10 protein-coding genes are annotated in these 14,135 nt (G+C 62.0%); 9 read left to right on the forward strand and 1 reads right to left on the reverse strand.

Annotation, left to right across the window (positions count from 1 at the left end; all coding sequences use genetic code 11):
* Positions 1-30: 30 nt before the first annotated feature.
* Entirely contained in the window at positions 31-1,368 is a 1,338-nt protein-coding gene (locus IB262_RS21790; RefSeq protein ID WP_162741102.1) for a nucleotide sugar dehydrogenase, read from the reverse strand.
* A gap of 382 nt (positions 1,369-1,750) precedes the next feature.
* On the opposite strand from IB262_RS21790, the gene IB262_RS21795 reads away from it, so the two are divergent.
* The 9 genes from IB262_RS21795 to IB262_RS21835 all read left to right on the forward strand — a co-directional run bounded on the left by IB262_RS21795 (position 1,751) and on the right by IB262_RS21835 (position 13,818).
* Positions 1,751-3,100: an adenylate/guanylate cyclase domain-containing protein gene (locus IB262_RS21795; RefSeq protein WP_060521782.1), complete on the forward strand. Its 1,350-nt coding sequence runs from the start codon at positions 1,751-1,753 to the stop codon at positions 3,098-3,100.
* A gap of 8 nt (positions 3,101-3,108) precedes the next feature.
* Positions 3,109-4,059, forward strand: coding sequence for a polysaccharide lyase (locus IB262_RS21800; protein ID WP_060601559.1), 951 nt, complete (start codon positions 3,109-3,111; stop codon positions 4,057-4,059).
* Between the two features lie 123 nt (positions 4,060-4,182).
* Positions 4,183-6,075, forward strand: a complete 1,893-nt coding sequence (locus tag IB262_RS21805; RefSeq protein WP_060530247.1) for an ABC transporter ATP-binding protein — start codon at positions 4,183-4,185, stop codon at positions 6,073-6,075.
* Positions 6,072-7,973 carry an ABC transporter substrate-binding protein gene (locus tag IB262_RS21810; RefSeq protein ID WP_127889919.1) on the forward strand — a complete coding sequence of 634 codons (1,902 nt, stop codon included), beginning with the start codon at positions 6,072-6,074 and terminating at the stop codon, positions 7,971-7,973. Before IB262_RS21805 ends, IB262_RS21810 begins: the two co-directional genes overlap by 4 nt.
* Position 7,974: 1 nt before the next feature.
* Positions 7,975-8,973 (forward strand): ABC transporter permease, encoded by a 999-nt coding sequence (locus IB262_RS21815; RefSeq protein WP_043613700.1) that lies wholly within the window; start codon positions 7,975-7,977, stop codon positions 8,971-8,973.
* On the forward strand, positions 8,970-10,145 hold the full coding sequence (locus tag IB262_RS21820) for an ABC transporter permease (protein ID WP_060539369.1): 1,176 nt from the start codon (positions 8,970-8,972) through the stop codon (positions 10,143-10,145). Before IB262_RS21815 ends, IB262_RS21820 begins: the two co-directional genes overlap by 4 nt.
* A 70-nt stretch (positions 10,146-10,215) precedes the next feature.
* On the forward strand, positions 10,216-11,433 hold the full coding sequence (locus tag IB262_RS21825; RefSeq protein WP_060521778.1) for a glycosyltransferase family protein: 1,218 nt from the start codon (positions 10,216-10,218) through the stop codon (positions 11,431-11,433).
* 4 nt (positions 11,434-11,437) lie between these two features.
* The gene (locus tag IB262_RS21830; RefSeq protein ID WP_060601552.1) at positions 11,438-12,682 is read left to right on the forward strand and encodes a glycosyltransferase family 4 protein; all 1,245 of its coding nucleotides are present in this window, start codon (positions 11,438-11,440) and stop codon (positions 12,680-12,682) included.
* Positions 12,682-13,818 (forward strand): glycosyltransferase, encoded by a 1,137-nt coding sequence (locus tag IB262_RS21835; RefSeq protein ID WP_192493775.1) that lies wholly within the window; start codon positions 12,682-12,684, stop codon positions 13,816-13,818. Before IB262_RS21830 ends, IB262_RS21835 begins: the two co-directional genes overlap by 1 nt.
* Positions 13,819-14,135: the final 317 nt, after the last annotated feature.

A 14,135-nucleotide genomic window follows, 5' to 3' on the forward strand; every position in this document is an offset into this window, starting at 1 on the left:
GTGGCCACAGGGATGCGCACGACCGTTGCGCTATGCCTTGATAATGTGGCTGCCCGTCAGGCCGTTTCGATGGAAGACGTTGCGGGTATCGACGACGAGCGGCGCCCACTTGGCGAGGGCTGCGTAGTCCACCTGGTCGTGGTCGGTGGCGATCAGCACGGCGTCGAACGCCGCCACCGTGGGCTCGTCGAGCGTCACTGAACGCCGGCCCTTCAGAGCGGCATACTCGCGCGTCGGCGGGATCTCGGTAACGTAGGGGTCGTGATAGGCGGTGTGGCCGCCGCGCTCCTCGATCAGTTCGATCAGGCGCAACGATGGGCTCTCGCGAATATCGGGAACGTTCTTCTTGTAGGCGAGGCCGATGACGAGAACGGTGGAGCGGCTGAGCGCCTTGCCGGCGTGCCGGTCCAGCGCCTCGGCCAGTCGGCTGACGACGTGGCGCGGCATGGCCGAGTTGATCTCGCCGGCAAGCTCGATGAAACGCGTCGGCAGTTCGTATTCGCGCGACTTCCAGGTGAGGTAAAAAGGGTCGATCGGAATACAGTGGCCGCCGAGGCCGGGGCCGGGATAGAACGGCATATAACCGAACGGCTTGGTTTTGGCGGCCTCGATCACTTCCCAGACGTCGATGCCCATCGCCTCGTAGACAATCTTCAATTCGTTGACGAGCGCGATGTTGACCGAGCGGAAGATGTTTTCGGTGAGTTTCACGGCTTCCGCCGTGGCGTTGGACGAGACCGGAACGACCGTCTTGACCACGGAGGCGTAGAACGCCTCCATCAGCTTTGCCGCCTCGGGGCCGTCGCCGGCAACCACCTTCGGAATGCTCACGGTCTCATAGACCGGGTTGCCCGGGTCTTCGCGCTCCGGCGAAAAGCCGACGAAAAATTCGGCGCCGGACTTGAACCCGGTTTCCTCGAGGATGCTGCGCACGATGCCATCGGTCGTACCGGGGTAGGTGGTCGATTCCAGGACGATGAGCTGCGCGGGACGCAGGGTTGCGGCGATCGCGCGCGACGTCTTTTCGACAAAGGAAAGGTCCGGGTCGCGATATTTGGTCAGGGGCGTCGGCACGCAGATGATGATGACGTCGCAGCCGGACAGTTCGAGGAAATCCGTCGTGGAACGGAAACGGCCAGCACCGCTCTCCCGGGCAAGGACAGCGTCCGAGACCGCCCCGATGTAGGACTTGCCCGCATCGAGCGCGACGATCTTGCCGGGATCGATGTCGAAACCGATGACGGAATAGCCCGCGCGCGCTGCCGCAATCGCCAATGGCAGGCCGACATAGCCGAGCCCGATGACGCCGACCTTGGCGCTCCGGGCGGAGATGGACGACAGCAGGCTTTCGAAATGAGGTGAGGTCAAGTTTCGGTTCCGGATCTCGTGGACAGACAGGCGCGGCGCGCGAACATGTCGTGGTTTGTTGGAGAGAAACAAGCCCCAAGTCAAGCGAGGCCCGGCACCAGGGCCGCTGGCAGGCCGTTGAGCCGGCTATCAAATCTTCATGCTGCAACAGGTCGGAAAAATCTTCGTTCGCCTCTGGAAATTGGCGGCGCGCGTGAATATCTGCAACATATAAGTGCCGCATTCCGGGTGCCTGCACGTCATCGACGCCGGAATCGGTTGGAGCATTTTCTTAACGGGCACGGCTCATCATCATCCACTGCGAACATGAACCGGCAAATTGCCGGGGCGTTCGCCGTCTCCGGATGCTGACGCGGGACGGTCTGTCATGCGAGGACGCGAAATGGGCCCGACGAACGACAACGTATCCGAAATTCTCATCGACAAGGTCGCCGACTGGCTGATGCGCACATCGCTGAGCGACGCGCCGCTGGAGACGATCGTCAAAGGCTTCTGCGAGCGGCTGGCGGCCGCCGGCCTGCCGCTGATGCGCGTCCATCTTTCCTTCTCGATGCTGCACCCGCTTTACGATGCTCTGGGTTTCACCTGGGTGCGCGGCAAGGGCGTGGAGGTCAGCGGCCTTCGGCACGAGGAACTGGCGCTTAATCCCGAGCGGTTCCTGCAGAGCCCCTACTATTACCTGCTCAACAACAATCTCGAGCATGTCCGCCGGCGCATCTACCAGGATACCCCGTCCGAATTTCCGATCTTCGACGATCTGAAGGAGCAGGGTGCGACGGACTATCTCGCCTTCATGCAGTCTCTCGGCGCCGATTCCGGCCACGGCATGGTCGGATCCTGGACGACCGATCGGCACGGCGGCTTCACTGACGATGTCATTGGCGCGCTTTTGAAGCTGCAATACCATCTGGCAGTCGCCGCGAAGATGGCGGTGCTCGGCAAGCTCGCCGACAACATGCTGACCACCTATCTCGGCTCCAGCGCTGGCCGGCGTGTGATGAGCGGCCAGGTTCGCCGCGGCGACGGCGAGACCGTGCGCGCCGTCCTCGTCATGGGCGACATGCGCCGCTCGACGATGCTGGCGGAAAAGGAAGGGCGTCAGTCCTATATCGAGACCCTGAACACCTATTTCGATGCGATCGCAGCCCCCTTCAATCGCAACGGTGGTCATATTCTGAGCTTCGTCGGTGACGGCTTCATCGCCGTCTATCCCTGTGGGCGCCACAAGGAGCCCTCGGAATTTGCCGCCCGCGAGGCCTTTGCCGCCGTGCGCGCGGCAACCGCACGCATGGACATGCTGAACGGCGAGCGGCGCAAGCAGGCACGCGATCCGATCGGCTACGGCATCGGTCTGCATGTGGGCAACGTGATGTTCGGCAATGTGGGCCTGCGCGACCGGCTGACGTTCTCGGCCTTCGGCTCGGCCGTCAACGAAGTCCAGAGGTTGCAGAACCTGACCAAGAAATACGCCCACAGCGTCGTCGCGAGCGAAGCCTTCGTCAATTATTGCGGCGGCGACTGGACGGCCCTCGGCCAGGAAAAGCTCCGCGGCGTGCGGCAGAAATTCACGATCCTCTACCCCAACGACGCTGCCTTGCTCGCAAGGGCCGATGAACGCTTCGACGACGTGTTGCAGGATGGACTTTCCGAGGCGGAGCATGTCATGTTGCTTCATCGCAATACGCGTCCGCTCCAGCCGCCGCGCGGCCTCATCGACAAGATGCTTCAATAGGGGGAAGAATGTTTCGCACCGTCCTTTTCGTCGCTTCCATCGTCATGGCCGGGAGCGCGATGGCGCAGCCATGGGAAACCAAGCTTTCCGACGGTTTCGAGGGACGGGATTTTGCGCCTGAGGGCGGGCTCTACTATCGCGAGAACTTCGAGCAGACCGCCGGCACGGTGGAGTTTCAGAACGAGGTCAAGCATAACGGCAACGGCGCGCTCAAGCTGAGCGTCGTTCCGACCTGTCCCGATTCGCTCGACGGTTGCAGCGAGCGGGCCGAGATCTGGGAAAAGACGGCGCTGCGCGTGCCATACGACCAGGGCGTCTGGTATGGTTTCGCGGTCAAGTTTGCCGACCCGATCCCGAACGAAGACCATCGTTACCTGATCGCCCAGTGGAAACGCGAGATCGATCCGGGTGCCGAGGGTGATTTCAGCCCGTTCCTTGCCTTGAGGCTCGAGGCCGGCAAACTCTTCGCCACTGTGGAAACGAACTATATCGCGCCGCTCTGGGCCGGTCCTGAGGGGAAGCCGGCGAGCTGCAAACCGGGCGAGATCCCCGTATGGGGGCGGCCGGGCGTCAACCAGATGCGCATGCTGGTCGCCGCAGACAGCAACTGGGAGCTGATCGACGGCAGTCTCTTCAATGCATGCACCGATGCGATCAAGGTGACGAACCACGGCAATCCGTTGCCCGACCCGAAGTCCGGCTGGATCGATTTCGCGATCTACACGCTGCCGGGAGCCAATGGCACGGGTCGCATCGAACTCTTCGCCAACGACAAGCCAATCATCACGGTGACGGGTCATATCGGTCACGACGACAAGGGGCTCGGCAAGAACCAGTACTTCAAGTTCGGCCCCTACCGGGCGGCCGATAAAACCGACTGGACGCTGTTTTACGACGACTTCCGACGCTCGGCCAATTGCGCCGACGTGTTGAAGGGCGGTGCCTGCCCTTCGTTCTAACCATCTGAAGATGCAGGTGGGTAGAGCCTCGTCTGCAACCGGGTGTGCTGGACAGCCCTTGGAAGCTGCGCTAGTCTTTTTTTAGAGGCGGCGGATAAAAAGCAATGAGGGAAGCGTGCTGCTATGACATCTGGGGCGGACCTGCTTCGAGTTGAAGGTCTGCGGATCACATTCTCGGTGCTCGGCGGCGAAGTACAAGCCGTCAATAACGCGAATTTCAGAATTTTGCCCGGCAAGGTGACGGCGCTCGTCGGCGAGTCCGGATCGGGGAAATCCGCAATCAGCCAGGCAGTGATGGGCATCTTGCCCAACGTCGCCAAGGTTGGTGGCAAAATTTTGTTCAACGACCCGACGACGGCGGCAAAGCCGATCGACCTGCTCTCGCTGGAGCGGGAAGGGGAGGAGATCCGCAGCCTGCGCGGCACGCGCATCAGCAAGATCTTCCAGGAGCCGATGACATCGCTGTCGCCGCTCCACACGATCGGAAACCAGATTTCCGAAGTGCTGAAGATCCACACCGACGCGGAAAAGGCGGAACGTCGGGCGCGAACGGAAGAGCTGCTCGGCTATGTGGGCTTTGCCAATCCGAAGCGCGCCTACGACATGTATCCGTTCGAGCTTTCCGGCGGCATGCGGCAACGCGCGATGATTGCCATGGCATTGATCTGCCGGCCGGCGCTGTTGATCGCCGACGAGCCGACGACGGCGCTCGACGTGACGGTTCAGGCCCAGATCCTGAAACTCCTGCGCGAGCTTCAGGTCAAGCTCAACATGGCCATGCTGCTGATCACCCATGACCTTGGCGTCGTCGCCAACATGGCCGACGAGGTTGTGGTGATCTATCACGGCCAGATCGTCGAGGCGGGTCCGGTCGAGGCGATCTTCCGCAACCCGCAGCATCCCTATCTCAAGGGCCTGATGGCCGCGGTTCCGCATTTCGACATGAAGCCCGGTGAGCGGCTGAAGGCACTGCGCGAAGTGCCGGTCAAGGCCGGAACGCTGCTCGGGACTTCGGCCGCCGACCGGCGCACCGGTCCCGACGTGCTTTTGTCCGTCCGCAATGTCTCGAAGACCTATGGAACGCGCAAATCGTCCTGGTTCGGTGGTGGCGAAGATACGCTGCATCGCGCCGTCGACGATGTCAGTTTCGATATCCGCCGTGGCGAGTGCCTCGGCCTCGTCGGGGAAAGCGGCTGCGGCAAGACCACTGTCAGCAAGATCCTGATGCGGGCCGTCACGCCCGACCAGGGCTCGGTGATCTTCGACAATGGCGAGGGGCCGGTCGATGTGCTGAAAGTGCAGGGCGACGACCTGAAGGCCATGCGGTCCAAGATCCAGATGGTCTTCCAGGATCCGGTCTCCTCGCTCTCGCCGCGCATGACGGTCAAGAACATCCTCAGCGAGCCGCTTGAGATCCACGGGCGCGGAACGGGCAAATCGCGCGAAGAAACGGTGCGTTCGCTGCTGCAGGCCGTCGGTCTCGACCAGCGCTTCATCAACCGGTACCCGCATTCCTTCTCGGGCGGTCAACGCCAGCGCATCGGGATCGCGCGCGCACTGGCGCTGGTGCCGGAGCTGCTGATCTGCGACGAGCCGGTTTCCGCGCTCGACGTCTCGGTCCAGGCGCAGATCCTCAACCTGCTGAAGGACCTGCAGAAGGAGCTGGGGCTGACCTGCCTGTTCATCTCGCACAATCTGGCTGTCGTCGACTATATGGCCGACCGCATCGCCGTGATGTGTGCCGGGCGTATCGTCGAGCTGGCGCCGCGCGAGGTGCTGATGCGCAATCCGGTTCATCCTTATACCAAGTCGCTGCTGGCGGCGGTTCCTTATCCGGATCTCGACCGGCCGCTGGATTTCGAACTGCTGAAGGACAGCGAAGGTTCGGACATGCGGCGCTGGGGACCGCAGTTCCGGGACGATGATGCCGGCGACGCGCTGATCCCCGCGGATCTCGGTGGTGACCACATTGTGCTGGCACGCCGATCCGTGGATGCAAGGGAGTTGCGGCCATGATCACCCGCCGAACTGTACTGGCATTGCTTGCGACCGTGGCTCTGCCGACGCGGCTCTTTGCAGCTGCAGGCGAGCCCGCATTCTGGGAAAAGCAGATTGCCGACGGCAAGCTGCCGCCGCTGGCCGAGCGCCTGCCGAAGACGCCGCGTGTCATCAACGTCGCGGCCATGGGGCGCCAGCCCGGCAAGTACGGCGGCGAGGTGCGGATGCTGATCGGCAGCGCCAAGGACATCCGCCTGATGACCATCTACGGCTATGCCCGTCTGGTCGGCTTCGACGAAGCGCTGAAGATCGAAGCAGACGTTCTCGAAAGCTTCGAAACGGTCGAGGACCGCATCTTCACCTTCCACATCCGCGAAGGCCACAAGTGGTCCGACGGCACGCCGCTGACGTCGGAGGATTTCCGCTATTGCTGGGACGACGTTCTCAACAACGAGAAGCTGAGCCCGGCCGGGCTGCCGACGGCGCTGGTCATGGATGGCGAGGCCGCCAAGTTCGAGATCATCGACGAACGCACGGTGCGCTATTCCTGGTCGACACCCAATCCTGACTTCCTGCAGAAGCTCGCCGGCCCCCAGCCGATGGTGGTGGTGATGCCATCGGCCTACCTGAAACAGTTTCATGAGAAGTATCAGGAAGAAGACAAGCTCAAGGCCCTAATGAAGGAGGAACGGGTGAAGAAATGGAGCCAGCTGCACATGCGCATGGCCCGTTCCTACCGCCCGGAAAACCCGGACCTGCCGACGCTGGACCCCTGGCGCAACACGACGCCGCTTCCGGCCGAACAATTCGTCTTCGAGCGCAATCCCTACTATCATCGCGTCGACGAGAACGGCCTGCAGTTACCCTATATCGACAAGTTCGTGCTTAGCGTCAGCTCCTCGGCGTTAATCCCGGCCAAGACCGGCACCGGCGAGAGCGACTTGCAGGCGACCAGTATCGACTTCGTCGACTACACCTTCCTCAAGGATTCCGAGAAGCGCTATCCGGTGAAAGTGCTTCTGTGGAAGAAGACGCAGGGCTCGCGCCTGGCGCTGCTTCCCAATCTCAACTGCTCGGATGAGGTCTGGCGGGCGCTGCTGCAGGATGTGCGCGTTCGCCGCGCGCTGTCGCTTGCGATCGACCGTACCGAAATCAACAAGGCGGTGTTCTACGGCCTGACGAAGGAAAGCGCCGATACGATTCTGCCGGACAGCCCGCTCTTCCGGCCCGAGTTTGCCAGTGCCTGGGTCGCCCACGATCCGGAACAGGCCAATGCGCTGCTCGACAAGGCAGGCCTTACGAACAAGGGCAGCGACGGCATCCGTATTCTCTCCGACGGCCGCGCTGCGCAGATCGTCGTGGAAACGGCCGGGGAAAGCACACTCGAGACGGACGTGCTGCAGCTCATCACCGACTACTGGCAGAAGGTCGGGATATCGCTCTTCATCCGGACCTCGCAACGCGACACGTTCCGCAGCCGCGCCGTCGGTGGCGAGATCATCATGTCGATGTGGTTCGGCATAGACAACGGCGTGCCGACGGCCAGCATGAACCCCGGCCAGCTTGCGCCGACCGCGGACGACCAGCTGCAATGGCCGGTCTGGGGGCTGAATTATCTTTCCCACGGCGAAATGGGCCAGGCCCCGGACCTTCCGGCAGCCGTCGAACTGACGGAACTGCTGCAGCGCTGGCGGCATTCGGCCGAGGATGCCGAGCGGACGGAGATTTGGAGCCGGATGCTCTCGATCTACACCGACCAGGTGTTCTCGATCGGCATCGTCAACGCCTCGCTCCAGCCGATCCTCGTGGCAAAGAAGCTGAGGAACGTGCCCGACACTGCGCTCTACGGCTTCGACCCCACGTGCTATTTCGGTGTCTACAAACCCGACACCTTCTGGATCGAACAGGAAGGCTGACATGCTGCGATATATTCTCTGGCGTATCGCGGCGATGGTTCCGACCCTCCTCATCATTTCCGCTCTTGTCTTCACCATCATCGAGCTGCCGCCGGGTGACTACTTCGAAAGCTATGTTGCCGAGATCAAGGCGCAGGGCGAAGGCGTCGACATGGAGCAGATCGAGGCGCTCCGGAAGGAGTACGGCTTCGATCAGCCGCCGGTGCTGCGCTACGTCTACTGGCTCGGCGGCATGCTGCAGGGCGATTTCGGCTATTCCTTCGAATACGAGCTTCCGGTGAGCGCCGTCGTCGGCGACCGCCTGTGGCTGACGATCCTAGTTTCCTTCGTCACCATCATTTTCACCTGGCTGATCGCTTTCCCGATCGGCATCTACTCGGCGACCCATCAGTACAGCTGGGGCGACTATGGCCTGTCGCTGATGGGCCTGATCGGCATCGCCATCCCCAACTTCATGCTGGCGCTGATCCTGATGTACTTCGCCAACATCTGGTTCGGGATTTCCATCGGCCACCTGATGGACCAGAAATATCTCGCTGAACCCATGAGTTGGGAAAAGGCGAAATCGATCCTCGAACACATCTGGATTCCGGTCATCATCGTTGGCGCGGCGGGAACCGCCGGCATGATCCGGCGCCTACGCGCCAACCTGCTCGACGAGTTGCAGAAGCAATATGTGGTGACGGCACGCGCCAAGGGGCTTTCGCCGATGCGCACGCTGGTGAAATATCCGCTGCGCATGGCGCTGAACTTCTTCATCTCGGATATCGGTTCGATCCTGCCGGCGATCATCTCCGGCGCGGAAATCACCGCGATCGTGCTTTCGCTCGAGACCACCGGCCCGATGTTGATCAAGGCGTTGCAGAGCCAGGACATGTATCTTGCCGGGTCGTTCCTGATGTTCCTGGCCTTCCTGACGGTGATCGGCGTGTTGATCTCCGACATCGCGCTCGCCATTCTTGATCCTCGAATTCGGCTGCAAGGCAGGAGCACCAAGTGACGTCATTTCTTCCGGCGCCCGGCGAGCCCATGCCGCACTACGTATCGACGGCTCCGTTCGATCCCTATTCCGTCGAGGCGATGACGGACGAGCAGGTGCGCGTCAACCAGGCTTCGCAGCTGCGGCTGATGTGGTGGAAATTCCGCCGTCACAAGCTGGCGCTTGCGTCCGGCGTCTTTCTCGTCGCGCTCTACCTGATGATCGTCGTCTGCGAGTTTCTGGCGCCCTATAACCTGCACACCCGCAACATGGACTATATCTATGCGCCGCCGCAGGCGGTGCATCTCTTCCATGAGGGCAAGTTCGTCGGTCCCTTCGTCTACGGCCGCACGATGACGCTGGACATGGATACGCTGAAGCGCAACTACGCCGACGATACCAAGGATGTGCAGCCGCTTCGCTTCTTCTGCCGCGGCGACGGCTATCGCTTCTGGGGGCTGTTCGAAAGCAACGTGCATTTCGTCTGCCCGGCAACGGGCGGCGAGGCCTTCTTCCTCGGAACGGACCGCCTCGGGCGCGACGTGCTGTCGCGCATCATCTATGGCGCGCGGATTTCGCTGACGATCGGCCTTCTCGGCATTACCGTCAGCTTCGTGCTCGGTATCGTCATCGGCGGTCTTGCCGGCTACCACGGCGGCGTCTTCGATCTCATCGTACAGCGTGTCATCGAGGTGCTGCAATCGATCCCGAGCATCCCGCTCTGGCTGTCGCTGGCGGCGATCATGCCGGCGACCTGGAGTCCGATCTTCATTTATCTGGCGATCACGATCATCCTCGGCCTGCTCGATTGGACCGGGCTTGCGCGCGCTGTCCGCTCGAAGCTGCTGGCCTTGCGTGAAGAAGACTATGTGCTTGCGGCCCAGCTCATGGGTGCAAGGAGCAGCCGCATCATCGGCCGGCACCTCGTGCCCGGTTTCATGTCGCATCTGATCGCCACCGCGACCATCTCTATTCCCGGCATGATCCTCGGGGAAACGGCGCTCAGCTTCCTTGGCCTCGGTCTCAGGCCGCCGATCACCAGCTGGGGCATTCTGCTGACGGAGGCGAAAAGCGTCAGCGTCATTGCCTTCTATCCCTGGCTCCTATTTCCCACAATTCCGGTCATTCTTGTGATTTTGGCGTTCAACTTCTTGGGAGATGGGTTGCGTGACGCGGCGGATCCCTACAAATGAAGCCCGGTTTGACGCAGCCATACGGCCCGCGTGAAACGGTTCATCGTACCCTGAGTGAAAGGTTTCTTGCATGATGCGGCGTTTTGAAGATGCCCGGATCCTCATGTATAGCCATGACACGTTCGGGCTCGGACACCTCAGGCGCTGCCGCACGATCGCGCATTCGCTGGTGGAAGACTATCGCGGCTTGAACATCCTGATCATTTCCGGGGCGACGATTGCCGGCGCGTTCGACTATCGCGCGCGCGTGGATTTCGTGAAGATCCCGAGCGTGATCAAGCTGCATAATGGCGACTACACCTCGCTCGACCGCCATATCGAACTCGATGAAACGCTGAAGATGCGCCAGGCGATCATTCGCCATACGGCAGAGACCTTCAAGCCGGACATCTTCATCGTCGACAAGGAGCCGATGGGCCTGCGCGGCGAGGTCGAGGAAACGCTGACCTATCTGAAAGCGCACGGCACGACGCTCGTCCTCGGCCTGCGTGAGGTCATGGATGCGCCGCACCTGCTCGAGGCAGAGTGGAAGCGGCGCGATACCATGCGCAAGATCGAGCAGTACTACGACACGATCTGGGTCTACGGCCCGCCTGATTTCTACGACCCCCTGACCGAACTCGACGTGCCGCCCGCGGTGCGCGAGCGCATGAACTTCGTCGGTTTTCTGCAGCGCAGCGTCCCGCGCGAGGAATTGCCGGGTCATAAGCCTCAGGGCGACTACATCCTCGTCACCACTGGCGGCGGCGGAGATGGGGCGGACCTGATCCACGACGTCATCCATGCCTATCAGCAGGATCCGGAGCTCACGCACAAGGCGCTAATCGTGCTAGGACCCTACATGCCGGTCAAGAAGCGGGAAAAGCTGATCCGCAAGGGCAGCAAGATCCCCTATATCAAGATCATCGAGTTCGACAATCGCATGGAAGAGCTCATTGCCGGCGCCAAGGGCGTCGTCGCCATGGGCGGCTACAACACTTATTGCGAAATCCTCTCCTTCGACAAGCCGGCGCTGATCGTGCCGCGCATCCAGCCGCGCGAGGAGCAACTGATCCGCGCGCGCCGGGCTGCCGAGCTGGGGCTGATCGAGATGCTCCTGCCGGACGAGGCGGAGGATCCGTTGCGGCTGGCGGCGGCGCTGAGGGCGCTGCCTTATCGTGAGCCACCGTCGAAAAGCAGCGCCAACGGCCTGCGGCTGGAAGGCCTCGTGCACATCTCCGAGATCGTCGGCAGATGGCTCGATCGGCCGTCGAGCGACCACCTGAACATCGTGAAGAAATCGAGCTGAAGCATTGCCGACAGACCGCAAGATTGCAGTCGTGCTGAAGGGCTACCCGCGTCTTTCGGAAACATTCATCGCCCAGGAACTGCTTGGCCTCGAGCGCGCCGGGATAGAACTCGTCCTGATCTCGCTTCGGCGTCCAACGGACGGCAAGCGCCACCCGGTACATGACGAAATCCGCGCCGACGTCCACTACCTGCCGGAATATCTGCATGAGGAGCCGTTAAGGGTTCTACGCGGGCTCGTGCGCTGTCTGCCGAAACCCGGATTCTGGCGCGTCCTGGGTCTGTTCCTCAAGGACCTGCCGCGCGATTTCAGCCGCAACCGCTTTCGCCGCCTCGGCCAGGCGCTGGTGCTCGCCTCCGAATGGCCTGGACAGCCGCGCTGGCTGCACGCGCATTTCATCCATACTCCTGCCTCGGTGACGGCCTATGCCAGCGTGATTGCCGGCACGCCCTGGACCTGTTCGGCGCATGCAAAGGACATCTGGACCTCGCCCGACTGGGAACTGTCCGAAAAGCTCGGCCTTGCGCGCTGGACCGTGACCTGCACACGCATGGGATACGAGCATCTCCGCAGCCTTGCCAGCGACAAATCGAGAGTACATCTGAGCTATCATGGCCTCGACCTCGACCGTTTCCCGCATTTCGACGGCACGCATTCCAATCGCACCGGTTCCGATCCGGCCGATCCCGTCCGCATCGTCAGCGTCGGCCGCGCCGTTGGAAAAAAGGGCTACGACGTGTTGCTGAAGGCGCTGGCCAAGCTGCCAGCAGAGCTTCATTGGCGGTTCGAGCACATCGGCGCCGGCGAACTGACCGGCCAGTTGAAGACGCTCGCCACGGAGCTCGGCGTCTCCGACCGTATTGTCTGGAAGGGCGCGCTCGACCAGACCGATGTGCTTGCGCACTATCGGGCAAGCGACATCTTCGCGCTCGCCTGCCGGATCACCGCGGATGGCGATCGGGACGGGCTGCCGAACGTGCTTGTCGAAGCATCGAGCCAGCGGCTGGCCTGCGTCTCGACGGCGATATCCGGCGTTCCGGAACTCCTCGTGGACGGCGAAAACGGCCGTGTCGTTCCGTCGGAGGATCTGCAGGCACTTGCGGTCGCGCTTGAGGAACTGATCCGCAATCCGGCACTTCGCCACAGGTTCGGCGATGCGGCCGAGCGGAAGGTTCGCGGCCAGTTCGACCACCACACCAGCATCGAACAACTCGCCGGCCTGTTCGCCAGCGAATGGAGAGCCGCCTGATGTCCGCACGTCGCGTCTTCTTCTACGTACAGCACCTGCTCGGCATCGGTCATCTGGCGCGAGCAAGCCGGATCGCGAGCGCCTTGGCGGCCAAAGGCTATGACGTGACCGTCGTGACGGGCGGCAGCCCGGTGCCGGGGTTCCCCGCAAACGATGTGAAACACGTGGCCCTGCCGCCGGTGCTGGCTGGCGACAAGGGGTTTAGCGGACTTGCCGACGGCGAGGGAAATCCGGTCAGCGAGGCTTTCAAGCAAGAGCGCCGGGAGCTGCTGATCGAGGCATTTCTTGCCTGCAAGCCTGACATCGTCATCTTCGAAGCCTTCCCCTTTGGCCGCCGCCAGATGCGTTTCGAGTTGATGCCGCTGCTGGAGGTGATCGAGAAGCAGGAGCCGCGGCCCCTCGTTGCCGCATCGCTGCGCGATATCCTGCAGGAGCGGACGAAGCCCGGGCGCGCCGAAGAAACCCTCGACGTTGTCAGGGCGCATTTCGACCTCGTGCTCGTGCATGGCGATCCTGCCTTTGCGCGGCTAGAGGAGACCTATCCGTATACGGCGGAGATCGAAGACAAGATCGTCTATACCGGTCTTGTCGCCGGCCATGCCCCTGAACCTCCGGCTGAAAGGTTCGACGTGCTTGTTTCGGCTGGCGGCGGCGCGGTCGGCAAGGAGTTGATCGGCGCGGCACTACAGGCGGCCGGGCTGCTTGCGGGCGACCTGAAATGGTGCCTGATCACCGGGCCGAACCTGCCGCAGGACGACTATGACGGATTTGCCGCCGCAGCGCCCGCAAACGTGCATCTGTTCCGCTTCCGCAAGGATTTCGCGAGCCTTCTGTCGGGTGCGCGGCTCTCGGTTTCCCAGGCCGGCTACAACACCGTCTGCGATATCTTCCGTGCCGGCTGTGCGTCGCTGCTCATTCCCTTCGTCGCCGGCGGCGAGACCGAGCAGTCGACCCGTGCCGAAAGGCTCGAAAAGCTCGGCCTTGCCGGCGTTCTGCCAGAAGCGGACGTAACACCGGAGAGGCTGGCCCGCGACGTCGAGACGATGCTGGCGCGGCCAAGGCCGGAGATCCCACCGCTCGACCTGAACGGCGCCGCTAGAACGGCGGAGATACTGGGGCTTCAGACGGTTCGCTAGCCGTAGTCGGTGGTGCCCATCGGTCTCCGCTGAAGGCAGCCCTTGAGCGGAACCACCGAAATAGAAAAGTCGCTCGGCAAACCAATGGTCGGGCGACCATTCGTCTATCTGCCAGTATGTACGGAGCCTGGATATTTTCCTCGCGTTCTGCGTGTCCCGGCTGGCTGTCTCCGGAATGGTATGTTAGTGAAATCAATAATACTGATTCTGAATATACGCAGTGCATTTCCACCGAACGATAACCTGGGTTCCTGTGTGCACTAAACTCAAGGTCTTGCCAGGACTGGGTCATACTCTTGGCGAAGAGTTTCCCGTAC

Origin of the sequence: Ensifer sp. ENS02, from assembly GCF_014851885.1 — a bacterium.
Lineage (GTDB): Bacteria > Pseudomonadota > Alphaproteobacteria > Rhizobiales > Rhizobiaceae > Ensifer > Ensifer adhaerens.